The following is a 21,285-nucleotide window of genomic DNA, read 5'->3' on the forward strand; positions in this document are numbered from 1 at the left end:
GCGCGGCGGGCCCTGGACACGGCCAGGGCGATCTGCCGCGCGCTGGACATGCCGCCCTCCGAGATCCAGGCCGAGCCAGGGCTCTACCTGGCCACTCCCGAACGCATCCTCTCCATTGTCCATGGCCTGGACGACCGCTGGCAACAGGTGATGCTCTTCGGCCACAACCCCGGTTTCACGGCCTTCGCCAATCTGTTTTACCCCCATCCGATCGCCAACCTGCCCACGGCGGGCGTTGTCGAACTGGTTTTCGACATCCGCCACTGGCAGAAGATCGACCGGCAGCGGCTGGTGGACAGCCGCTTCGATTTTCCCAAGAACAAGCCTTGATGGATTCGTAGGACCACCTCAGACACCTGAAAATAAAGCGCGCTTAGCCGATCGCGGTGGCCGTAATGTCATTAACTTATTGACATTCTAACATATCCTAATTAAAGAAGCCCTGGGTTGATCCCATAAGCATCAATGTGCTTTAAAATTTTCAGCATTAAACAAGGCATCTTCTGACGCTGTGTCCGCATATGTCACGGGATGTTGATATGCTTGACCACAGGAAAAATGAAAAAACCGACCCCCACCAAAGGAAACAATACCGTTGGCGGTCATGATACCCAAGGTGTTGCTGCGCGTGCTGGCGACAGTGGGAAGTGAATTTCATGGCTCAACTTGAACATATTGAAGCGATTGAGAAGCGACTCTGGACGGCGGCAGATACTCTACGGGCCAACTCTACCTATGCGAGTAACGAATATTTCTTGCCGGTCATGGGTCTGGTTTTTCTGCGGCATGCCTACAGCCGATATTTAATGGTCAAATCCGAAATCGAAGCCAATCTACCCAAGCGGGGAGGAAAGACGCGGGCACTGACCAAGGAGGATTTCTCCCGGAAGAGCGCCATCTTCCTACGGCCGGAAGCGCAATTCGATCACCTCGTGGCGCTGCCGGACAAGGAAGACCGTGCCCAAGCGATCATTGAGGCCATGGAATCCATCGAGGTAGATTATGAAAGTCTGCGCGGTGTATTACCCAAGGGTGAGTACCAGGAACTAGACAACGATGTCATCGGTCAGCTGCTGCGCACACTGAATCCCGATGAATTGAAAAAAGTCTCCGGTGACGTGTTCGGCCGGATCTACGAATATTTCCTGACCCAGTTTGCCGACCAGAAAGCCCATGATGGCGGTGAGTTCTTCACCCCGATTTCCCTGGTTTCGCTGATTGCCCATGTGCTTGACCCCGAACGCGGTACCGTGCTCGATCCGGCTTGTGGCTCGGGGGGCATGTTTGTGCAAAGCGCCCGGACCGTGGAGGAGCAGGGCCAGAACCCAACGGAGCGACTCACCTTCCGTGGCTTGGAAAAAAACGCCACCACCATCCGCCTGGCCAAAATGAATCTGGCTGTCCATGGGCTGGAAGGCGATATCCAGAAGGCCATCACCTATTATGAAGATCCCCACGAGCTGGTGGGCAAGGCCGATTATGTGATGGCCAATCCGCCCTTCAACGTGGATGAGATCGATGCCGACAAGGTCAAGACCGATCCGCGCATGCCTTTCGGCTTGCCCGGCGTCAGCAAAGGCGCCGGACCAAAGGGAAAACAGGCAAATGGCCGAAAGGGCAAGGTCTCCAACGGCAACTATGTTTGGATCAGCTATTTTTACAGTTACCTCAATGAAACCGGCCGGGCGGGTTTTGTCATGTCCTCCCAGGCGTCCAGCGCTGGCAGGGATGAGGCTGTTGTCCGCCAGAAGCTGATCGAAACCGGTGACGTGGAGATCATGATCGCCATCCGGTCCAATTTTTTCTACACGCGGACCGTGCCCTGTGAGTTGTGGTTTTTCAACCGGGCCAAGTCCGAAGCCTATCGGGACAAGATCCTGATGATCGATACCCGCAACGTCTACCGCAAGGTGACGCGCAAAATTTATGATTTTTCACCCGAGCAGGAAAGGAACATCCTGGCCATCGTGGCTCTTTATCGCGGCCAGACAGAACGATATCTTAACCAGGTGCATGCTTATTGCGAGCGGATGCTGGACGAAGGGGCCGGTTGTTTTGAATCCCAGGATGATAATGGCGAGGAAATCAACCTATTGCCCGATTTTATGGGTTGCCTGGAATCACTTAAAAGGACCATTCAGCCCTTCATCAAGACACTCGCAAAGGATGATGCCCACGCCGAAGCATGGACGGAATTTACTTCTGAAATAGCTGAGTGCAACAAGGATATTGAAGCGTTTAAAAAAGAACTGGCCGAACAGCGGGCCACCTGGAAGAAAAAAACAAAGACCACCAACGGTGCGCTTAAAAAAGCCGTGGACCGGATGGCAACCCTGGCGGAATCCAGCCGCAGCCTGGTCAAGCAGACAGACTTGCTGGTCAAATTGGCATCCCGCGTGATCGAAACCTGCGAAACCGAGTGCAACGCCCGTGAAAGCGAGATATGGTCGGGAAAAGCGATTAAGCTTACCTGTAAAGCCGCGGAAAAAGCTCGTGGTATAGCGGTGGAACAGCTTAAACTTGTGCGCTACTTCTGGCGACAGGCCCGTTGGTTGACGGAACGATTTCCCGAAGCCGAGCTGTGTGACGTGGAAGGGCTGGTCAAACTCGTGGACCGATCCGAAATCGAGGCCAATGACTGGTCGTTGACTCCGGGACGGTATGTGGGCGTGGCTCCGGAAGAGGAGGATGAGGAGTTTGATTTTGAGGCGGCCATGCGGGAAATCCATGTGGAACTGGAAGATCTCAATGCTGAATCGGTGAAATTGGCCATGACGATCACGAAGAACTTCAAGGAACTGGGATTATGAGCTGGCCAAAGGCACAAATAGGACAGTTCACACATGTAGTAACAAAAGGAACTACACCGACGAAAAAGCAGGGATTTGCAGATTTCGGCATTAACTACATTAAGGCGGAAGCATTAAACGGCGATAGCGCTCTTGACCTTACGGGAGGCTTTTTCATCTCGGAAGATGTGCACCAAGCATTAAAACGATCGATTCTTGAAGAAGGTGACGTTCTGCTCACAATTGCTGGTGCCAATATTGGTAAGTGCGGAATTGTTGAAGAACGCCACCTCCCTGCTAATACGAACCAAGCTGTTGGAATCATGAGAGTTGATCGCCAACAGATCAGTCCAAGGTTTCTTTATTTTTGGTTCAAGCAGCCTCAAACGTTTAGATACATCCAGGGACTCAACGCGCAGGCCGCGCAGCCAAATATCAATCTCACGATGTTGAAGAACATCGAAGTCCCAGTTCCATCTATATCTGTGCAACAACGTACTGTCGACATCCTCTCAGCCTATGACGATCTAATCGAAAACAACCGCCGCAGAATTCAGTTGCTGGAGCAGGCGGCCCGGTTGCTTTACAAAGAGTGGTTTGTTCATCTCCGTTTTCCCGGCCATGAGCATGTGAAGGTCAAGGATGGTGTGCCGGAGGGATGGTTTACTTGCCCTATAAAGGAGGCTATCGTCGGTCTTTATGATGGGCCGCACGCAACTCCTGCACCTGCTGATTCAGGACCAGTTTTTTTAGGCATAAAAAATATCACCGATTCTGGACGCCTTGATTTAACAAACATCCGCTCTATTGCTGAAAATGATTACTCTCGCTGGATAAAACGTGTTACTCCTCAAGCTGGGGATATTGTATTCTCTTACGAAGCGACTCTAAATCGCTATGCATTGATACCTAAAGGCTTTCGGGGGTGTCTCGGACGCCGGCTGGCGTTAATACGCCCTAAGCAGACGGAACGTAATAGCTATTTTTTATTTCTCACATTCTTTGAGGATCGATGGCGTGCAACTATCGAAAAAAATATATTATGTGGGGCTACCGTAGATCGTATCCCACTTGCCAAGTTTCCAGAGTTTCCTATCCTGGTGCCTACTAAACAATTACTTGCAGCATTTGATGATTATGTATCTCCCTTGTATACTCAGATGGAATTGATAGATAAAATGAATATCCAACTTGCTCAAGCCCGTGACCTCCTCCTTCCTAAACTGATGAACGGTATAGTGACGGTGTAAGACATGAAATGCCCAGAAGGAGCCAACCATGGCAACGGCTGAACAAATAAAATCCCTGATACGCTGCCATCTAACCAATGATCCCGAGCGTTTCTATTCCATCGCCCTGCAGGTGGCCGCACACGAAGCCAGGCAGGGGCATAGCTCATTGGCGCACGATATCCGCGACATCGTGGACAAGGCCCGCAAGGCCAAGGACGCGGTAGTCCTGCAGTTTCCAAAGGACATGCTGGGCTGGTGATTTCCGACAATCCGGATATCGCCAAATCGGCGATGGTCATTCCCCCGGCCCTTGAAACGCGAATCGATCGGATCATTCATGAATACCGGCAGCAGAGCAAACTCAAGGCCCATGGCCTGACCCATCGCCGTAAAATTTTGCTCATCGGCCCTCCCGGTACAGGCAAGACTATGACCGCCAAAGTGCTGGCCCACGAGCTGCGTCTGCCGTTGCATACGATTCAGGTGGACCGCCTGGTGACCAAATTCATGGGGGAGACCAGCGCCAAGCTGCGCCAGATATTCGACCTGATTCAAAGCAAGGTGGGCGTGTACCTTTTTGACGAGTTTGATGCCATCGGCGGCGAACGTTCCCTGGAAAACGATGTGGGAGAAATGCGCCGGGTGTTGAATGCCTTCCTGCAGTTCATTGAGCAGGATGCCTCCGACAGTATCATCGTGGCCGCGACCAACAGCCCCAAACTGCTTGACCGGGCACTTTTCAGGCGGTTTGATGACGTCATGTACTACGAGCCGCCGACTGATGAAGAACGCAGGCGGTTGATCGAGAATGTGTTGGGGACCTACCTGGGATCCCGGTTTGCATGGAAGCAGGTAATCGCCGACAGCCGTGATCTGAGCCATGCGGAAATCGACCAGGCATGCCGTGATGCCATCAAACATATGATCTTGTCGGAAAAGAACGCGGTAACGGCAACGGATTTGTTGATGACAATAAATGAAAAGAATGACGCCCACAGAGGATCGAGGAGGTGAACATAAGTGACAGATTCCCGGCTCCCGCACATCCTTCTTCGGGAACGGCCAGATGGCAGTGACTTTACCAGCACCCGTTCAGGCGGCGGTGAAAAACGAATCCCTGGAAGGCAACGTGATGCGCACAGTTCTTTTTTAAAAAGCAGGCTTGAGGCTGCTTGGCGAGAGGTTGAAGACGAACGGGCGGTAGTACAAATTGAACGACATGGTGTGTACATTGAGTTCAAGAGTGATCCCGGCGCCGATCTGGTGACGAAAAGCCTTGAGGACATCCGGTCCAAAAAGGTGCGTCTGCTTAATGTCCGCACGGAAACGGTTGCGGTGACCAATCCTGATACAGGGGCGCCGGAAGAGGTCGTTACCACCTATGCGACGGTCTTTGTCGCCAACGAAAAGAAAGATCACTTCCTGAAAAAAATCCAGGAATACGCTGAAGCGGATACTGAAAAAGGCCGGCCAAGGAATGCCGACTTGATCAACAGCATCGCGGATATCCGAAAAGCGCTCTCCATCGAATCCTTCTGGCAGGATGCAACGTCCCTGATTCCCGACCACATGCCTCAATGGTGCGAAATCTGGTTGAGTAACGATACCGATGAGGTCATTTCGGGCTTTGAAGCCTCCTGAAAAAATTACAATTGCCATCGAAGGCCGGGATTATCCGTTTCCCGGAACGGGCCGTTAAGCTCGTTTTAGCCAATTGCGATCAGTTGGCTCAGCTTTGCCAATTGTCCGATGATATTGCTGAATATAGGCGGGCAAAAACCACTGCCGAATTCTGGACGGGATTGCGGAACAAGGATCAAGCCGAGTGGGTGCGGGATCTGCTGGAGCGAACGCGATATGAACTGGTCCCTGATGTTTCCGTATGCATCCTGGATACTGGCGTAAACAACGGTCATCCCATCATTGGACCGGTTTTAAGCGATGTCGACTGCCAGGCTGTAGATCCGTCATGGGGGACCCATGACCACGATAAACACGGCACATTGATGGCCGGGATAGCCGCCTATGGTAACCTGGTCGAAGCACTTTCAGAAAACGGCCCCATAAATCTCAACCACCGACTTGAATCCGTCAAAATCCTTCCGCCACACGGTGCGAATCCAACCGAACTGTGGGGATATATCACCTCACAGGGAATCAGCCGTGCCGAGATCAATGCGCCGGAGCGGAAACGAATCCATTGCATGGCCGTGGCTGCTGCAGATACCCGCGACCGGAGACGGCCGAGTTCCTGGTCAGGGCAACTCGATCAAATCACCGCTGGGACTGACGATGACATTCGAAGATTGCTGATCATCAGTGCCGGCAATACCGACCCGGCCGGATGGGCCATGTATCCGGACGCTCAGCTGACCGACTCGATTCATGATCCGGGTCAATCCTGGAATGCATTGACGGTCGGGGCTTACACCGAGCTGGACGCCATTCAGGATCGAACGCTTAAAGACTACCTTCCGATGGCCCCAAAAAACGGGCTATCTCCTTTTTCGACCACGTCCTTTTGCTGGGAAGACAACAAGTGGCCGATCAAACCGGAAATTGTGCTGGAAGGTGGCAACTTGGCTCACGATGGGAACGGTTTTATTACGGAATGTGACGACCTTTCGCTTCTCTCCACCTACTACGATCCACAGAACAGCCATTTTCATCCATTCACGATGACCAGCGCTGCCACGGCCCAGGCCGCCTGCATGGCTGCCCGGATTCAGGCTCAATACCCGGACTTCTGGCCGGAAACCATTCGTGCGCTGCTGGTGCATGCCGCCAATTGGCCGGACGGCCTTTGGCAGCAATTCAGTGGTGATGGATCGAAAACCGCCCTCAAGAAATTGCTCAGAATATGTGGGTATGGTGTGCCCAATCTGGAACGTGCACTTTTCAGTGCAGCCAACAGCCTGACGCTGATCGCCCAGGCTGAAATTCAGCCCTTTGACAAGAAAAGAGATGATGTCGGAAAACCAATATCCGGCTACCGAACCAAGGATATGCATGTGTATGAGCTGCCTTGGCCAAAAGACGTATTGCGCGGCCTGCCGGATGGAACGGGCGTGGAGATGCGCGTTACGCTTTCCTATTTCATCGAGCCTGGCCCTGGCGAGATCGGGTGGCAGGATCGATATCGCTATGCCTCCCACGCGTTGCGATTCGAGCTGAATTCGCCCGGTGAGGGAAAAGAGGAGTTGATCAAAAGAATCAATAAGGCCGCCAGGGATGAAGAAGGCGGTCATCCGGGCACCGCGAGCGCTTCCAAATACTGGAAGATTGGTCAGGCACGCGATAGAGGCTCGGTTCATTCAGATATTTGGCAGGGCACGGCGCAAGAATTGGCGGATTCCAACATTATTGCGATTTCGCCTCGTATCGGTTGGTGGCGGGAGCGAGCCCATCTAAAACGTTGGGATCGCCGGGCACGCTATGCTCTGGTTGTATCGATTACAACACCGGAGGAAACCATCGACGTTTACACACCGGTAGCCACCCAGGTCGGCATCACCGTTCCGATTGAAATCCCGGTGTGAACAAAAGACGGACAATGAACGAATACACCGAAGACACCCTGGTCCAACAGACCACGGCCGAGTACCTTGAACAGGCGCTCGGATGGCGGTCGGTCTATGCCCATAACACAGAGGATTACGGGCCGGACAGCCTGCTGGGACGAGATTCGGATCGCGAGGTGGTGCTTTCGCGAATCCTGCGTGAGAAGTTGATTGCCTTCAACCCCAATCTACCGAATATCGCCTATGACGATGCCGTAAGGCAACTCTCCGCCACTGTGGCCACGCAAACCCTTCTGGCCACCAATCGTGAAAAGTACGGACTCGTGCGCGATGGTGTTCAGGTGACCTTCCGCAATGACAAGGGCGAACGGGAACGCCGGCGGTTGAAGGTTGTCGACTTTTCGGAGCCGGACAACAATGATTTTCTCTGTGTGCGGGAACTCTGGGTACGGGGTGCGCTTTATCGCCGCAGGGCTGACATTGTGGGGTTTATCAACGGTCTGCCCCTGTTGTTCATGGAACTGAAAAACATCAGCAAGGATATTCGCGCCGCCTATGAAAAGAACTTCAAGGACTACCTGGATGCAATCCCACACCTTTTTCACCACAACGCGTTTGTGGTGGTGGCCAACGGCGTGGATGCCAAGATCGGATCGGTGACCAGCCGCTTCGAACACTTTCACGAGTGGAAACGGCTGGCCGAGGAACAGCCGGGCGTTGTGGACATGGAGACCTTGCTCAAGGGGGTGTGTGAGAAAACGAACTTCATGGATCTCCTGGAAAACTTCATCCTCTTTGACGACTCGGCCGGCGAAACCAAAAAGATCCTGGCACGCAACCATCAGTTTTTAGGCGTGAATCGGGCCGTTGAGGCGGTTTCTGGCCGCAAAAAGCGCAAGGGTAGGCTGGGCGTGTTCTGGCACACTCAGGGGGCGGGGAAAAGCTATTCCATGGTGATGTTCACGCGCAAGGTTTGTCGCCGACTGGGTGCCAATTTTACCTTTCTGGTATTGACCGATCGTGAAGATCTGGACACGCAGATATACAAAACCTTTGCCGGGTGTGGTGTTGCGGACCACGATCGCGACCCGTGCCGTGCCGCCAGCGGTGAGCACCTCAGCCAGTTGCTGGTTCAGCATAAGTCCCACATTTTTTCGTTGATCCAAAAATTCAACCGGGAGGTGGACCCGAACGAGGGGTATACAAAACGTGATGATATCATCGTGATAACGGACGAGGCTCACCGCACCCAGTACGGAACATTGGCGCTGAACATGCGCAATGCCCTACCTAATGCGGCTTACATCGGGTTCACCGGCACACCGCTGTTCAACGATGACCAGATCACGCGGCGGGTGTTCGGGGAGTATGTGTCGACCTACGATTTCCAACGGGCCGTGGAGGACAAGGCCACGGTACCGCTTTATTATGATGCCCGAGGGGACAAGCTCGGCGTGGCGATAGGTGATCTGAATGAACGCATTGCAGCAAAGCTGGAAGCGCTGGAAACCGAAAACGTGGATGCGGAACAACGCCTGGAACAGGAACTCAAGCGCGATTACCATATCATCACCGCCGGCAAACGACTCGACCAGGTGGCACGGGACGTTGTCAAACACTACTCAACGGCCTGGGAAACCGGCAAAGCCATGTTGGTCTGTATCGACAAGATTACCTGTGTGCGGATGGTTGACCTGATCGACAAGTATTGGAAAAAAGAGATTCAAGCGCTTGAAAAAGAATTGACGGAGGCAGCTGATGATCAGGATGAGCAATATCGGAGGCGGCAGCTCGCCTGGATGAGGGAAACCCGGGCCGCGGTGGTGGTCAGCGAAGAGCAGGGCGAGGTTGAAAAATTTCGCAAATGGAAGCTGGACATCACCTCTCATCGGCGTTTGATCAAGGAAGGAATGGATCTGCCCGAGGAAATGCGCCAACAACCGCAATTTCGCAACATGCAGCGACTGGCTCTGGAGGATGCATTTAAAGCCGAAGCACATCCTTTCAGGATCGCCATTGTCTGTGCCATGTGGCTGACAGGATTCGATGTGCCGAGTCTTTCGACCCTGTATTTGGACAAACCGCTCAAGGCTCACACGCTTATGCAGGCCATCGCCCGGGCCAACCGCGTGAACGAGGGCAAGAATAACGGGCTTATCGTGGACTATTGCGGCATTCTTAAAAACCTGCGCAAGGCACTGGCGACTTTTGCCGGCACTGGCGATGGCGCTCGCAGTAATCCGGGTGGCGAAACCGAACCGGCCAAACCTGAAGAAGAGCTCCTGGCCAATTTGGCTGAAGCCATTACCTTCGTGCGGGCATTTCTTTCTGAGCGGAACGCTTCGTTGGACGGCATCATGAACCAGACCGGCTTTGCGCGGAATGCGGCCATACTTGCAGCCAAGGAAGCGGCCAACGAAAATGACGAAACACGAAAACGGTTTGAGGTGATGTGCCGAGCGGTGTTCAGTAAATTCAAAGCCTGTCTCACGGTCGAAGGTGTCAATGATTACCGGCGTGAATATGAAACCGTCAATATTGTTTACAAGAGTCTGCAAGAGGACCGCGAAAAAGCGGATATTAGCGATATCATAAGGCAGCTGCACAAAATCGTGGATGAAGCGATTGTTGTTCACCCCGAACAGGTGGCCGAAGAACAATCTCCCTATGATATCAGTATGATCGATTTTGACTTGCTACGGCGGGAGTTTGAGCGAAGCCCAGCTAAGCGGACCACCGTGCAAAATCTTAAATCCGTCATTGAACGACGGCTGCGGCGTCTGTTGGAGAAGAACCCGCTACGCACCGACTTCCAGAACCATTATGAGAAGATCGTTGACGAATATAACCGCGAAAAGGATCGGGTGACGATTGAAAAGACCTTTGAGGCGTTGCTACGTTTTGTGGAAACCTTAAGCGAGGAAGAAAAGCGCGCTATTCGCGAAGGTCTTGACGAAGAATCCCTGGCGATTTTTGATCTGCTTAAAAAAGAGGCGTTGAGTTCGTCCGCCATTGATAAAATAAAAAGAGTGTCGGTGGAACTGCTTGAGGAACTGAAAGCCGAAAAACTCAGGGTTGACCACTGGCAGGACAAAGAGGCAACTCGCGATGCAGTTCGTATTGCCATACAGGATTTTTTATGGCGTGATGAAACCGGCCTACCGGTCGACGCCTATGACGAAGAAGATGTGAAAGATAAGGCCAATGCGGTTTTTGTTCACGTTTTCCGAGCTTATCCAACGGTTCCATCGCCTTTTTATTCAGCGGCAGCAATCTAATTGGAATCTTGATTGACCACGAAACGGCCCATCAAAAACTCTTTTTTTTATGCAAATCAACAGACGCATACCAATCGCCGAATGCAAAAGCCGATTGAGTGCCTGGACCTCAAGGCTTAACAAAAAGTAGCGCAAATTTTCAGTGCACAATCGATTGCCAGGCGTCCGGGATATTTTTAGGCGGGCCGTTGCGTCGGCTGCCTGGGTGGTTAGTCTATATGATTATCTACATGCTTATCCGCCATTATCCGATGCGCCAACATCTATCCAAGGAGGTGGGCGATGGCTAACAAACTGAAAAAGAAATCCCTTTGCAAGTGGGACAAGGACGATGTGAAAACCAGCTGGAACGAGCTTTACGACTTGGTGGGCAAATCCAAATTCATCTGCGAACGCTGTCTGCGTTCGGCCAGTGCCAAAGGCATGCTCTGCAAACCGGAAAAACTCGCCAAGCCGGCCTGATCCGGTAGTCAGACCAATCCACGAAGGGAGCGGCCGGTCGGCGGCCCCACGGGCAAGCGGCCTCCAGCGGCGATTCGATCGATGGCATCGCGGCTGGAGGCCGTTTGCGTGCCATGCTCCGGTCTAGACGCCCATTCATTACCGGTTTTTTACGAATCCGTCAAATTCGCCAGCATCTCCGGCAGTTTCAGGATCAACGCCCCCAGTTCGGCGTGCTTCACGCGTCGCGCGGCTTCCCGATGGTCAACCCATATCCGCCGGCGCAGGTTTTTCTCGGGGTACTGGCTCAGGATGCGAACCACCGGCATCAGGTAAACCTTGACCTCACAGACGCCGCCCCATTTGGCAAAGGCATATTCCCCCACGGGTTCCGCCGTAATCTCACCCTCAATGCCGGCCTCTTCAAAGGCCTCGTTGCGGACGGTTTCGACGGCCGTGGTTCCCGGATCGATCAAGCCCTTGGGAATGGTCAGGTGCTTGCCGCTGCTGGTGGAGATCAGGAGGACGTCGTACCCGTCGCCGCGCCGGCGCCAGGCGATGGCCCCGGCCTGGGCAAACGTCGGGGTCATCGATCTTCCTCTCCGGGGATGCCGTGAACGGCGAGCTGCTGGTTTTTGTAGCGACGGTCGTCGGTCACTTCGGTACCGAACCAGTCCGGCGGTACAAATACCCGGCTGGCTGCCTCGGAAGGAAACTCGACCTCCACCAGCAGTAATCCCGCCAACGCACCGGCAAAGCGATCCAGTTCGGCGATATTTTCGCCCAGGGACAGTTTGTAGCGGGTTTTACTCACCCGGCGGCCCTCGGTGTGGGGCCAGAGCTGTTCGAATTGCGCCTGCGAGAGGTCAATCTCGATCTCCGTGCGGCAGAGCCCGTCGCCGGTCTTGATGGTCTGCAGAAAACGTCCGGCTTTCTCACGAATGCGCAGTTCAGTGCCGTCGGCACAGGCGATCAGGTAACCCTGCCGAATGGCTGTGCCGGTGGCGGATGCAACTTCGTCCGGCAGACGCCGGACGAGAAATTTACGTTCGATTTCAACGGCCATGGGAATCTGCTTTCAGGATATCGGTATTCACCTCGTTCCACAATTTGACGAAGGCCATGGCTGCCCCGGATGAAGGATGGCGGCGGGTCAGCGGTTCGCGGTAGAGCCCCATCTTCTCCACCTCGGCACTAAAGGGATATAGGTTCGCAAAAGGTTCGGCGTATCTGCATGATCTCCCGGATCGATTCACGATGCATCTGCTTGCGCGGTTCGACCATGGATAGGAACGGGTGCAGTTTGTTTACATTCAAGTTGTTTGCGGTGAAAAACGCCTTGAGTTTGCCATAGGTCAGAATGGATAGGGTGGTTGGAATCAACGGCACGAGAATGGTGTCGGCGGCCTGGAAGATGTTCTCGCTGACCAGGGTGATGTTGGGCGGCAGTCGAGAAAGATGTGGTCATAATCGTCCTTGAGGCCCTTCAGCAGGCGGCGCAACCGGCGTTGGGATTTGGCGCCGTCGCTTAGCTGGATGTCCAGGTTGCGATAGGAAAGATCCGCGGGAAGCAGGTCAAGGCCGGTATAGTCGCTGCCGCGGATGGCCTTGTGGATGCGCTTGCCGCCTTTGAGGAATTTACGGCTGTCGTAGCCCGCTTTGGGTTGAATGCGGTAGTAGAAGGTGGCCGATCCCTGGGGATCGAGATCGCAGAGCAGGACTTTCTGCTGCCCGGCGGTCGCCAGATGGGCCAGATTGACGCAGGCCGCCGTCTTGCCGACGCCGCCCTTGATGCTGTAAATGGCGATGATTTTCAAGGCGTTCTCCTAAACAGCAAACAGGGATTTGAAGCGTTCCCGGTTTGCCGGGGCGTCAAAGGCGGCAAAGACCTCCAGGAAACGGGCGCGTACGCCTTCCTGGTCCATGGCCAGGCGGGTGATCAACCCGCCGGTGGCGGCGGCCAGCATTACCGCTTGCGGCGAGGCTGGCCGGATGGTGTCCAGATGTTGCCGCAGGAACTCCTGCTGGACGGACAGGTCGTTGAAGTCTCCCAGGTTTTCCTGGAGCTGCTTGAGCTGGCGGACAAGCTCCTTGATCGTTCCGGCAGGGTAAAGGGAGGCGAAAAATTCCAGCAGATAGCGCAGTTTCTTGCACGTGATGCGCAGCTCGTGAAGCCGTTCGGGTGCGGATGCGTCGGTGATCCGGCGGCCGCGTTTGACCACCCGGCGGTAGCGTTTCCAGATCGCCGCCGAAGCGATCGGGCCGATGGGGGCGGTCTCCGCCACCGGCTCGGCGGCCACGAACGCGTCCAATGCGGCCAGTGCCGCGGCAAAGGCCGGTGTGTCCATCGCTTTGCGCAAACGGTTCCTGGCCGTGCGCCGCTGCCGCGCGAGATTTTGAAAGAGCCGTTTGATTCCGTCCTGGAGAAATCCGGGAACCCGGTCGACATAGGCGGCTTCCTTGAGGAGATAGACGTCCAGATCCCTGACCGGGCCGGTAATGGTCCCGATGGTTTTCAACTGCTGCTGCAACTGGCCGCTGGTGGCTTCCGGCAGCACGCCCCGAACCTGGCCGAGCAGGCTGCGGGCCCGCCGGACCGATACCCGCAGGTCATGCAGAAATTCGCTGTCGATATCCTCCCGCACCCCGGCAAGGTTGCTGTGCATGACCGCGACCAGGTTTTCCATGATGCGGCGCAGGGCATCGGCCGCCGGCATTTCCGGCGAAAGGGAGACGTTCACCTTGGACGAATAGGCGCCGGGAGACATGCCGCTGGCTTCGGCCAAGGCCACCAGCGCCGGCTTTGTGGCTTCGGCCAAGACCAAATCCGTGACGATCGCGAGGGCGGTGCGCGCTTCTGCCTTATACCCCCGAATCGGTTCCAGCCATAGGCGGCACACGACGTGGGGACTGTGCACCAAGGTCAGGGTGTCGATCCGCAGCCGGACGACCGTCTTCTCATCATCGTTGCACAGGTCTACCCGAAGGCGTTCCTGCCGGACGGTCATCAGGGCACCAGCGCCCGCATTTCCAAAACCGGTTTGAGCCGCTCGGCCAGATCGGACGGCGGAAAATCCTGATGGAAACGGCAGGGTTTGGCCGGATTGACGTCAACCCTGGCCATCGGCTGGTCGGTGGCCAGGGTACTGAGGGTCCATTGACCGGCCTGGCGGATCAACTGCCAACCTTATGGTACAGCCGCCAATCGAAGGTGTCAAAGGCCTCCAAGGTTTCCGTTTCCACGGTTTCGTTCACGCTGCTGAAGGCCTGATGCAACCGGTCCCTCAAGGAATCGATAGTCTCCACCGCGGGGATGATGTAACTGCACGTCTTCATGAAATGCCTTTCAGCAAGGGGACACACGAGGAAGGTCGCGACCCGTTGTCATTTAACGCCAAGAAAATAGCACACCCGGTGCGAGGCGGCAACCTCGGGTGGCGTGGGGGAAGGGCTCTTGATTATTGCTCTGGGGGTGCGTTGCGCTTGCGGTACATCAGTCGCACCAAACCGTCGGCCAAGCCCACCTGGGGCACCGAAAGGGTATGAATGCCACCCCATTTCATCACCGACAGGTAGATCTTCAGGGCGGGCATGATCACATCGGCACGGTCGGGTTTAAGGCCCAGTTTGGTAATGCGCTCCTGGTAGGAGAAGAACTTGAGATAATCCCGCACCCGCTTCATCTTGCCCCGGGTGATCGACCGGCCGTCGGTGCATTTGGCCAGCTTGATGATCTTGTTGATGTTGCCGCCGCTGCGACGGCATCGATGCTGGCATAATGGCGGGTGTGATCCTGGATCCAGGCTTTCATTTCCCGCCACCGGGACTTGTGTACCAGGTTCTCGAGCAGGCGGATCGTGCCGATGCCGAAGGAGCGTGAAACGGATTTTCCGTTGGCGTAAATGGTGATTTCCGTGCTGCCGCCACCCACGTCGACAAACAACCAGGCGCTCTCCTTGGGCAGGTGACTCCAGGAATTATTGGCAAAGATCGTGCGCGCCTCTTCCTTACCGCTGATGATGCGGATCGCCACGCCGGTTTCCGCCAGGATCTGTTTGCAGATTTTTTGCCCATTGGCCGCCTCGCGCATGGCGGAAGTGGCGCAGGCCTGGAAATCCAGGGGCCGGTAGGCGTCCACCAAGTGTCGGAATCCCTGGATGGTGCGGGTCAGCCGCTTGGCCTTGTCCTTGGAAATTTTTCCTTGGATAAAGGCATCCTTGCCCAGGCGGATGGGCATGCGAATCAGGGAAATTTTACGGAAATAGGGGCCGCTGTCGGTCTCGAAAGCCTCGCTGAGCAGCAGCCGAACGGCATTGGAGCCGATATCGATGGCGCCGTAGCGTTCACTGGGAATCATGTCATGCCACCTTTCCGGTGATGCGAAAACCGCCCGCCATCAGCTTCCATTCTGCAGAAGACCGGCGGCCGTTGGGGGGCAGGTGTCGATCAACGAGCCATGGGACGGTTGCGGCGTGACCGTGCCCCAGTTGGCCACGTAAAGGCGGTAGGCCTTGCTCTCGGGGCGCTTGGGCTTGATCTCGAAACGCAGATAATTGATCAACTGCTTCAATTGGCGGGCATACTGCTCGCTACACAACCGGTCCTTGTGGGTATGCCGGTGGGACCGAAAAAAATCCGTTCGGCCGCAGTGGTCTCGTCGACGGCCAACGCAACGACATCGAGGATGTCCATATGCTTGACCCTTTCGACGAACTCATCAATATCACAATTCTCTGAAATCATCGTGGTTTCCTTTGGAATGGCGGATTGAGGTCGACCCGCGGCGGAGGTGCCGGCCGTGACAGCTTCCTGTCTACCGGCCAATTGTTAGAGTTGTGTTAGCGCAATGAGGATTCGTGCGCGCAGGAAAAATTCTTTGTTGCTCATCATTGGCTAACATGGGCGTGGGTATGATCATTATCATTTTGTGAAAGGAGCACCGCGATGTTGCCTATTGATCTCCACTACCCCCTTTGCGGGCTGTTTGTTCTGGCCGGATTCATTGGCTTTTTTAAGGGACTTGATCTGCTCGCCCACCTGAGCGCCAAACGCCTGCTCGATCAGGCGGCCGCGTTATCCGCTGGGAATACCTGCTAATGGCTGATTATCAGGTTTAACCGAAATCTGACTTTGGTCTAATGCAATCCCAACGTTGACGCGCGATAGTCGGCGCACGGTTTTAACAAGGCAAGCCGAACCCGGTGTTGTGTCGGAAAAGTGAGGTTAATGCGCTTCCGGTTTCAGGTTGCCCCTGTAAACCGTTTATATATTCTTCCTCTCCTTCCATCCAGATGAGCCGCTCTGTCGTCATGCCCGCTTGTTGCGGACAATCCCACGACCTGCAGAGCGGCTCATCCATTTTTCGGCCATGCCACCAGGACGGAATCGTGGTTGTGCGGAGACGGAGAGGGGCCGACCAGACCATGATGTTCAGCCGGACTTTTAAATCCACATGGAGCGTTGAGGGGCTGAACGGGGGCGATGGAATAATAAAGGCAGCGCCATTTTTGGCGCTGCCTTTATTATTCGTCAAGATGGAGAATTTATTTCCGCATCAAGAACCTTTCCATCACATAATAAAGGTCGGTATTGTCTACTGCTGCGTTGAGATTTTCACTGCCCGGTCCCTGACTATAAATGATCGTGTCAACGGCTGTGTGGTTGGTGCTTGTCCAACCATCCTCGACGACCTCTCCGGCTTCTGAAAGGGTTCCGTAGGGGCCATTAACGCCAAAACCGCCACAATCATGGTCGGCGACAATGATGATAAGCGTATTTTTTTGCGGCGAAAATCCGCATCCACCCAGTCCAGAACAACCTTTACCGCGTTATCAAAGGCCAGTGATTCCGCAATCTGGTATTTAACATCTTTCGCGTGATTCGCCCAATCGACCTGTGAACCTTCGACCATCAAAAAAAGACCGTCTTTATCTTTTTCAAGAAGATCAAGCGCGGCAGCGGTCATCTCGGACAGCGTAGGCTCACCTTCGGGATAAGATTCAGAAGAATCGACCCAGAACATTTCCGGAGTTTTGCCCTCCCCGATACCGGCCTGTTCGAACATGCCAGAACCTTCAGCTTGTCATCCGCAACAGCGGCGTTCAACGCATCTTTGTCATCGACATAGGCGTAGTCATTGTCTTTTGCTAAATCAATGATGTATTGCCTCTGATCGGTCTGATTATAGGACTCAGGATAGACTGAGCAGTAATCCGGCGTGGGATCCGCTTTATAGACACCACCACCTAAAATCACATCAACGCCGGCGTCAGCAATATATTGGCGGGCAATCTCCACGCCGCAATTTCGTGAAAACGTGTGGGCACCGAATGCGCCGGTGTCGCGTGAGAAATTTGGGAAGACGCCACCAAACCCGTAGCCATTCCCATTTTTTCGGCAAGTTCAAGAATCGTTGGTACCGGGTCGCTACATTTACCCGTTTCAGAATCACCATGACAGGAGATTTCGCCATTCAAAAATTTTTGACCGACCGCCCAAGCCGACGCGGCGGCAGCCGAATCAGTCACCGTGCTGTCTGCCGAGTGCGTTCTCTGGTATCCAATGTTTTTGAGGGTCTCTTGATTTAACGGCATTCCATCCGGTCCGTTTTTAAAAATCCGAGCTGCGGTAACGTTGGAAAGCCCTTGGCCATCCGGAACCATGAAAATGATATTTTTAGCCTTTTTATGATGGCCATGTTTTTTACAATTCTTGGCAATTGCCGATGAGGTCATCAAGGAGCAACCGAAAACGACTGAAAATCCGACAATCAATACCTTTTTGGCAGTAATCATTTAACCCTTTCCTTTCGCATGAAGACAGACCGTTATTTTTGAAGACCAGGCAGATAAACGAAATGAAATTTGGCTTCACCCCCTTTCGGTTGGATGGCCCAGGAAGGTGCCGGCAATAGCAAACTCGGGGCCACCGTCATGGCGCCAATCCATTTTTTGCTTGATAGACGCGTAAAACGTCGCATTTCCTTTTTCATCTTTTACGGATCCGTCATTGTTTGACGCCTGCGGATCGCCTATTCGCTTTCCAGTCGGTTACCTTTCTTTTTGATGTGGCCGGGAGCGGAGATGGAAGCCTCGTATAGGGCCGCTTCATCGTACCCGGCGATCAGGGGCTTGCAGTTGACGCAGTACTTTCGTGGTATGCCCCGTCCGGTCCAGAGCATATAGACATTGTGATGGGCCGTGCATTTGGGGCAGATACAACGCACAAAGGTCTTGCCGGTTTTGAAGGTTTCCGCATCGTCGCCGCTTCCGGGACGCCAGCCGTTATTTTGCGGGGTTTTTCGGGCGCTGATTCCCAGCCCGCCACCGTTTGAGTACATGCTCAGGACTCCCTTTTTGTTTGGGTTTTGATTCAAGAACGATCCGCGTTGGTTGTATCTATTTGCATAACAAGGGTTTCGATTGAATTAGGCAACGGTTAGGATTTGATTAGGCTGGCGGTGCCAAAGTGGGGCCGAAGATGTGGCGGGGAGCATGGAACGATCGCCGGGGTTGCACCCCGTCGAATCTACGACTTGATGCGCGCTCATCAAGTTTTAATCGGATTTTAATACGCCGCAAACACAGCGGCGCGTATCTACTGCAAGTGGTGAGGATTTGGATTGAAAATACCTGTTTGATTCAACCCATTGGGACAAGGACCCTTATGCACAACGCGACACCGTCTCCATCTCCCTCTGACGAAGCGCTCATTCATCTGGATTGTCATTTTCATCATCCGCTGCCGCGCCTGGCAACGAGCATGGCCAATCGCATGCTGGAATGGGTGCCGAGCGTCCGGACGATCAACGACCTGTACATGCAGCTGGCCGCGGGGGAGACCGGCGGTACGGCTTTCGGCAGGGTGCTGCGCCTTTTGGGCATGACCTATTTGATTACTTCCGAAGATCTTGCCAAAATACCGACCAGTGGCTCTTTGGTCGTGGTGGCCAATCATCCCTTCGGCGGGGCTGAAGGCATCATCCTGGGCGACCTGCTTCAGCGGATCCGTCCGGATACCCGTATTCTGGGCAATTACCTCCTCGATCGCATCGCACCCCTGCGCGACAGCCTGATTCCCGTGGATCCCTTCGGACGCAAAACCTCTGTTGGCGCCAATCTCAAAGGGTTCCGCGCGGCCCTGCGCTGGCTCAAGGCCGGCGGCTGCCTGGTCGTCTTCCCTGCCGGCGAGGTCTCCCACTACCAGCATGCCCGCCATCGCATTACCGATCCGCCCTGGAGCACCCATGTGGCCGCCCTGATTCGCCTGAGCCGTGCCCAGGTGCTGCCGATTTTCTTTCCCGGACGCAATCGCTTGGGATTCACCCTGATGGGGATGCTCCACCCGCGCTTGCGAACCCTGATGCTGCCCCGCGAGCTGGTGGCCCGCAAGAATTCCCGCATCCGTCTGTTCGTGGGGCGCAGTATTGCTCCCGAACGGATGACGAGCTTCAATGAAGACCGGGCATTGATCGATTGGCTGCGTTTCAGGACCTATTTTTTGGCCAACCGGGATCGTTCAGCCTCATCCGCGTCCCTTTTCGACCGGTTGCCGATCCGGCGTCATTCCCGCAATTCCAGCCCCGATCGGCAAGCCTTGGTTCCCCCTGTGGCGCCGGGCCTGCTGGCTGCGAGGTGGCGGCACTGGACCCCGGCTGTATCCTCGTCAGGCATAAGCAGATGGTCGTTTTTGTCGCCGAGAGCGACGCCATTCCCCATCTTCTGCGAGAAATCGGCCGGCTGCGGGAGAAGAGCTTCCGGGAAGCGGGCGAGGGGACCGGTAAATCCATGGATGTGGATCTGTTTGACAGCTACTACCACCATCTCGTGCTGTGGAACGCGGAAACCCAGGAAGTCGTCGGCGCCTACCGGATGGGGGATACGCGCGGGATTCTTTCCCGCTATGGTCGCAAAGGGCTTTACACGCACTCCCTGTTCCGTTTCAAATCCCGCCTTTTTCGTCTGTTGACCGATTCGCTTGAACTGGGGCGTTCGTTCATCCGTTCGGAATACCAGCGCCAACCCAACTGCCTGGCCCTTTTATGGAAGGGGATCGGCGCCTATCTGGTGCGGCATCCGCGCTACCGCGTTCTCTTCGGACCGGTGAGCATCAGCAACAGCTATCACCGATTTTCCAAGGAGATCATGGTTCAATTTCTCAAACGGCACTGCAGCGCCCGGGAACTTCAGCCCTACGTCAGCCCCCGCTGTCCCTTCCGCGTGATGCCCGGCAAGGGGCTTTCCGAGGCAGGCAGCCGGATGTCGGCAACCCCTTCCATCGATGAGATTTCGATGCTCGTCTCCGAGATCGAGGGCGATGGCAAGCGCGTGCCGGTCCTGATCAAACATTACCTCAAATTAAGCGGCCGCTTCATCGCCTTCAATGTCGACCGTGATTTTGCGGACGCCGTCGACGGACTCGTGGTCGTGGATCTGACGAAGACGGAAACACGTCTGCTGGAGCGGTTCATGGGCGTTGACGGTTGCCGGATTTACAGGGACTATGGGGCGCCGGCCGAGGAGGAGAAATACCGCCGATAGATGCGGACCCCCTTGAGCGTCAGAAAATAGCCCCCGATGGCCAAGGGGATACCGAGGATCAGTCCGCCGGCGGTCAGATCCACCAGAATATGGGGGGATTGGGTGATCAGCCCCTCCATGGCCGGGATGTCCAGGCGCGATGGCCAGCGCGTTCCTTCCGAGAACCCCACCAGGCGAACCCCCACCCAGTAGTTCACCGGATAGATCAAGGCAGCCGTAAAGACGTTGGTGATATTTGCCCCTATCACGGCAGATAGACGATTCCAGCGCAGAAGCGACGTTATGGCCAGGGTCAGGGCGATTTGAAGCCCCCAAAAGGGAGTCATCCCGATCAAAATGCCCAGCGCGCATCCCAGGGCGATTTCGCGGGGCGTCCCGTTGAGCTGTCCCAAGCGCCGAAACAGGCGCGCGATCGCGGACATGGCGGGTTTTAGCTGAAATGTGTTCAAGCGTGGCATTCCATGGCAGGCTACTGGCGTGCCCGC

At 54.9% G+C, this 21,285-nt stretch carries 27 protein-coding genes and 1 pseudogene; 12 read left to right on the forward strand and 16 right to left on the reverse strand.

Annotation, left to right across the window (positions count from 1 at the left end):
• The 9 genes from JCM12296_RS39915 to JCM12296_RS15810 form a co-directional block, all read left to right on the forward strand.
• A partial coding sequence (locus tag JCM12296_RS39915) for a SixA phosphatase family protein (RefSeq protein WP_281492029.1) occupies nucleotides 1–330 on the forward strand: 330 nt, incomplete at its 5' end.
• A gap of 326 nt (nucleotides 331–656) precedes the next feature.
• Nucleotides 657–2,810, forward strand: a complete 2,154-nt coding sequence (locus JCM12296_RS15785) for a class I SAM-dependent DNA methyltransferase (RefSeq protein ID WP_054695012.1) — start codon at nucleotides 657–659, stop codon at nucleotides 2,808–2,810.
• Nucleotides 2,807–4,039 (forward strand): restriction endonuclease subunit S, encoded by a 1,233-nt coding sequence (locus JCM12296_RS15790; RefSeq protein WP_054694958.1) that lies wholly within the window; start codon nucleotides 2,807–2,809, stop codon nucleotides 4,037–4,039. Before JCM12296_RS15785 ends, JCM12296_RS15790 begins: the two co-directional genes overlap by 4 nt.
• 28 nt (nucleotides 4,040–4,067) lie before the next feature.
• Entirely contained in the window at nucleotides 4,068–4,280 is a 213-nt protein-coding gene (locus JCM12296_RS42000) for a hypothetical protein (protein WP_218188120.1), read from the forward strand.
• A complete protein-coding gene (locus JCM12296_RS15795; protein ID WP_218188121.1) occupies nucleotides 4,277–5,035 on the forward strand; it encodes an AAA family ATPase in 759 nt (252 codons plus the stop codon). Before JCM12296_RS42000 ends, JCM12296_RS15795 begins: the two co-directional genes overlap by 4 nt.
• A gap of 6 nt (nucleotides 5,036–5,041) precedes the next feature.
• Nucleotides 5,042–5,662, forward strand: coding sequence for a hypothetical protein (locus tag JCM12296_RS42005; protein WP_218188122.1), 621 nt, complete (start codon nucleotides 5,042–5,044; stop codon nucleotides 5,660–5,662).
• A gap of 188 nt (nucleotides 5,663–5,850) precedes the next feature.
• On the forward strand, nucleotides 5,851–7,560 hold the full coding sequence (locus JCM12296_RS15800) for a S8 family peptidase (RefSeq protein ID WP_218188123.1): 1,710 nt from the start codon (nucleotides 5,851–5,853) through the stop codon (nucleotides 7,558–7,560).
• Nucleotides 7,561–7,574: 14 nt separating this feature from the next.
• Nucleotides 7,575–10,820 (forward strand): type I restriction endonuclease subunit R, encoded by a 3,246-nt coding sequence (locus JCM12296_RS15805; protein ID WP_054694963.1) that lies wholly within the window; start codon nucleotides 7,575–7,577, stop codon nucleotides 10,818–10,820.
• Between the two features lie 282 nt (nucleotides 10,821–11,102).
• Nucleotides 11,103–11,282 (forward strand): hypothetical protein, encoded by a 180-nt coding sequence (locus JCM12296_RS15810; RefSeq protein ID WP_054694966.1) that lies wholly within the window; start codon nucleotides 11,103–11,105, stop codon nucleotides 11,280–11,282.
• 149 nt (nucleotides 11,283–11,431) lie between these two features.
• On the opposite strand, the gene JCM12296_RS15815 is transcribed toward JCM12296_RS15810, so the two are convergent.
• The 11 genes from JCM12296_RS15815 to JCM12296_RS38405 form a co-directional block, all read right to left on the reverse strand.
• Nucleotides 11,432–11,851, reverse strand: coding sequence for an NUDIX hydrolase (locus JCM12296_RS15815; RefSeq protein WP_054694969.1), 420 nt, complete (start codon nucleotides 11,849–11,851; stop codon nucleotides 11,432–11,434).
• Nucleotides 11,848–12,327 (reverse strand): CYTH domain-containing protein, encoded by a 480-nt coding sequence (locus JCM12296_RS15820; RefSeq protein ID WP_054694972.1) that lies wholly within the window; start codon nucleotides 12,325–12,327, stop codon nucleotides 11,848–11,850. Before JCM12296_RS15820 ends, JCM12296_RS15815 begins: the two co-directional genes overlap by 4 nt.
• On the reverse strand, nucleotides 12,317–12,439 hold the full coding sequence (locus JCM12296_RS47580) for a hypothetical protein (RefSeq protein WP_281492030.1): 123 nt from the start codon (nucleotides 12,437–12,439) through the stop codon (nucleotides 12,317–12,319). The genes JCM12296_RS15820 and JCM12296_RS47580 overlap by 11 nt, the downstream gene beginning before the upstream one ends.
• 201 nt (nucleotides 12,440–12,640) lie before the next feature.
• The gene (locus tag JCM12296_RS42010; protein WP_218188124.1) at nucleotides 12,641–13,078 is read right to left on the reverse strand and encodes a ParA family protein; all 438 of its coding nucleotides are present in this window, start codon (nucleotides 13,076–13,078) and stop codon (nucleotides 12,641–12,643) included.
• A gap of 9 nt (nucleotides 13,079–13,087) precedes the next feature.
• On the reverse strand, nucleotides 13,088–14,269 hold the full coding sequence (locus JCM12296_RS15830; RefSeq protein WP_054694975.1) for a CHAD domain-containing protein: 1,182 nt from the start codon (nucleotides 14,267–14,269) through the stop codon (nucleotides 13,088–13,090).
• Nucleotides 14,269–14,439, reverse strand: coding sequence for a hypothetical protein (locus tag JCM12296_RS38390; RefSeq protein ID WP_157067650.1), 171 nt, complete (start codon nucleotides 14,437–14,439; stop codon nucleotides 14,269–14,271). The genes JCM12296_RS15830 and JCM12296_RS38390 overlap by 1 nt, the downstream gene beginning before the upstream one ends.
• The gene (locus tag JCM12296_RS38395; RefSeq protein WP_157067651.1) at nucleotides 14,436–14,597 is read right to left on the reverse strand and encodes a hypothetical protein; all 162 of its coding nucleotides are present in this window, start codon (nucleotides 14,595–14,597) and stop codon (nucleotides 14,436–14,438) included. Before JCM12296_RS38395 ends, JCM12296_RS38390 begins: the two co-directional genes overlap by 4 nt.
• Before the next feature lie 122 nt (nucleotides 14,598–14,719).
• The gene (locus JCM12296_RS42015; RefSeq protein WP_054694979.1) at nucleotides 14,720–14,944 is read right to left on the reverse strand and encodes a hypothetical protein; all 225 of its coding nucleotides are present in this window, start codon (nucleotides 14,942–14,944) and stop codon (nucleotides 14,720–14,722) included.
• The gene (locus JCM12296_RS15840) at nucleotides 14,941–15,618 is read right to left on the reverse strand and encodes a Ppx/GppA phosphatase family protein (protein WP_054694982.1); all 678 of its coding nucleotides are present in this window, start codon (nucleotides 15,616–15,618) and stop codon (nucleotides 14,941–14,943) included. Before JCM12296_RS15840 ends, JCM12296_RS42015 begins: the two co-directional genes overlap by 4 nt.
• Before the next feature lie 39 nt (nucleotides 15,619–15,657).
• On the reverse strand, nucleotides 15,658–15,858 hold the full coding sequence (locus JCM12296_RS38400; protein ID WP_172683925.1) for a hypothetical protein: 201 nt from the start codon (nucleotides 15,856–15,858) through the stop codon (nucleotides 15,658–15,660).
• Nucleotides 15,828–16,004 carry a hypothetical protein gene (locus JCM12296_RS38405; RefSeq protein ID WP_157067653.1) on the reverse strand — a complete coding sequence of 59 codons (177 nt, stop codon included), beginning with the start codon at nucleotides 16,002–16,004 and terminating at the stop codon, nucleotides 15,828–15,830. Before JCM12296_RS38405 ends, JCM12296_RS38400 begins: the two co-directional genes overlap by 31 nt.
• A gap of 201 nt (nucleotides 16,005–16,205) precedes the next feature.
• On the opposite strand from JCM12296_RS38405, the gene JCM12296_RS38410 reads away from it, so the two are divergent.
• Entirely contained in the window at nucleotides 16,206–16,358 is a 153-nt protein-coding gene (locus JCM12296_RS38410; RefSeq protein ID WP_157067654.1) for a hypothetical protein, read from the forward strand.
• A gap of 496 nt (nucleotides 16,359–16,854) precedes the next feature.
• On the opposite strand, the gene JCM12296_RS15845 is transcribed toward JCM12296_RS38410, so the two are convergent.
• The 4 genes from JCM12296_RS15845 to JCM12296_RS15855 all read right to left on the reverse strand — a co-directional run bounded on the left by JCM12296_RS15845 (nucleotide 16,855) and on the right by JCM12296_RS15855 (nucleotide 18,600).
• A complete protein-coding gene (locus JCM12296_RS15845; RefSeq protein WP_054694985.1) occupies nucleotides 16,855–17,325 on the reverse strand; it encodes an alkaline phosphatase in 471 nt (156 codons plus the stop codon).
• Nucleotides 17,223–17,558 carry a hypothetical protein gene (locus tag JCM12296_RS50545; RefSeq protein ID WP_157067655.1) on the reverse strand — a complete coding sequence of 112 codons (336 nt, stop codon included), beginning with the start codon at nucleotides 17,556–17,558 and terminating at the stop codon, nucleotides 17,223–17,225. Before JCM12296_RS50545 ends, JCM12296_RS15845 begins: the two co-directional genes overlap by 103 nt.
• Entirely contained in the window at nucleotides 17,513–18,055 is a 543-nt protein-coding gene (locus JCM12296_RS15850; protein WP_054694988.1) for an alkaline phosphatase, read from the reverse strand. The genes JCM12296_RS50545 and JCM12296_RS15850 overlap by 46 nt, the downstream gene beginning before the upstream one ends.
• A gap of 236 nt (nucleotides 18,056–18,291) precedes the next feature.
• Nucleotides 18,292–18,600, reverse strand: a complete 309-nt coding sequence (locus JCM12296_RS15855; protein ID WP_054694992.1) for a hypothetical protein — start codon at nucleotides 18,598–18,600, stop codon at nucleotides 18,292–18,294.
• 479 nt (nucleotides 18,601–19,079) lie between these two features.
• Here JCM12296_RS15855 and JCM12296_RS44660 point away from each other — a divergent pair.
• Both JCM12296_RS44660 and JCM12296_RS15865 read left to right on the forward strand, forming a co-directional pair.
• Nucleotides 19,080–19,757: pseudogene (locus tag JCM12296_RS44660) on the forward strand (lysophospholipid acyltransferase family protein); the annotation flags it as partial.
• 290 nt (nucleotides 19,758–20,047) lie between these two features.
• A complete protein-coding gene (locus tag JCM12296_RS15865) occupies nucleotides 20,048–20,800 on the forward strand; it encodes a GNAT family N-acetyltransferase (RefSeq protein ID WP_246804405.1) in 753 nt (250 codons plus the stop codon).
• Here the strand turns inward: JCM12296_RS15865 and JCM12296_RS15870 are convergent.
• Nucleotides 20,761–21,249, reverse strand: coding sequence for a DUF2062 domain-containing protein (locus JCM12296_RS15870; RefSeq protein ID WP_054695000.1), 489 nt, complete (start codon nucleotides 21,247–21,249; stop codon nucleotides 20,761–20,763). The genes JCM12296_RS15865 and JCM12296_RS15870 overlap by 40 nt on opposite strands.
• Between the last annotated feature and the right edge of the window lie 36 nt (nucleotides 21,250–21,285).

Source organism: Desulfosarcina cetonica JCM 12296 (assembly GCF_001311845.1).
Classification (GTDB): domain Bacteria; phylum Desulfobacterota; class Desulfobacteria; order Desulfobacterales; family Desulfosarcinaceae; genus Desulfosarcina; species Desulfosarcina cetonica.

Bases quoted from the DNA above. Each gene is read 5' to 3' on its own strand.
- JCM12296_RS15790 (WP_054694958.1), top strand. From the start codon at position 2,807: ATGAGCTGGCCAAAGGCACAAATAGGACAGTTCACACATGTAGTAACA.
- JCM12296_RS15865 (WP_246804405.1), top strand. From the start codon at position 20,048: ATGGATGTGGATCTGTTTGACAGCTACTACCACCATCTCGTGCTGTGG.
- JCM12296_RS15845 (WP_054694985.1), bottom strand. From the start codon at position 17,325: ATGTTCGAACAGGCCGGTATCGGGGAGGGCAAAACTCCGGAAATGTTC.
- JCM12296_RS15810 (WP_054694966.1), top strand. From the start codon at position 11,103: ATGGCTAACAAACTGAAAAAGAAATCCCTTTGCAAGTGGGACAAGGAC.
- JCM12296_RS15805 (WP_054694963.1), top strand. From the start codon at position 7,575: ATGAACGAATACACCGAAGACACCCTGGTCCAACAGACCACGGCCGAG.
- JCM12296_RS15785 (WP_054695012.1), top strand. From the start codon at position 657: ATGGCTCAACTTGAACATATTGAAGCGATTGAGAAGCGACTCTGGACG.
- JCM12296_RS15855 (WP_054694992.1), bottom strand. From the start codon at position 18,600: ATGTACTCAAACGGTGGCGGGCTGGGAATCAGCGCCCGAAAAACCCCG.
- JCM12296_RS15850 (WP_054694988.1), bottom strand. From the start codon at position 18,055: ATGATTACTGCCAAAAAGGTATTGATTGTCGGATTTTCAGTCGTTTTC.
- JCM12296_RS15830 (WP_054694975.1), bottom strand. From the start codon at position 14,269: ATGACCGTCCGGCAGGAACGCCTTCGGGTAGACCTGTGCAACGATGAT.
- JCM12296_RS38395 (WP_157067651.1), bottom strand. From the start codon at position 14,597: ATGAAGACGTGCAGTTACATCATCCCCGCGGTGGAGACTATCGATTCC.
- JCM12296_RS38405 (WP_157067653.1), bottom strand. From the start codon at position 16,004: ATGATTTCAGAGAATTGTGATATTGATGAGTTCGTCGAAAGGGTCAAG.
- JCM12296_RS38410 (WP_157067654.1), top strand. From the start codon at position 16,206: ATGTTGCCTATTGATCTCCACTACCCCCTTTGCGGGCTGTTTGTTCTG.
- JCM12296_RS42000 (WP_218188120.1), top strand. From the start codon at position 4,068: ATGGCAACGGCTGAACAAATAAAATCCCTGATACGCTGCCATCTAACC.
- JCM12296_RS42015 (WP_054694979.1), bottom strand. From the start codon at position 14,944: ATGAAGCGGGTGCGGGATTATCTCAAGTTCTTCTCCTACCAGGAGCGC.
- JCM12296_RS15820 (WP_054694972.1), bottom strand. From the start codon at position 12,327: ATGGCCGTTGAAATCGAACGTAAATTTCTCGTCCGGCGTCTGCCGGAC.
- JCM12296_RS15815 (WP_054694969.1), bottom strand. From the start codon at position 11,851: ATGACCCCGACGTTTGCCCAGGCCGGGGCCATCGCCTGGCGCCGGCGC.
- JCM12296_RS15840 (WP_054694982.1), bottom strand. From the start codon at position 15,618: ATGATTCCCAGTGAACGCTACGGCGCCATCGATATCGGCTCCAATGCC.
- JCM12296_RS47580 (WP_281492030.1), bottom strand. From the start codon at position 12,439: ATGGGGCTCTACCGCGAACCGCTGACCCGCCGCCATCCTTCATCCGGG.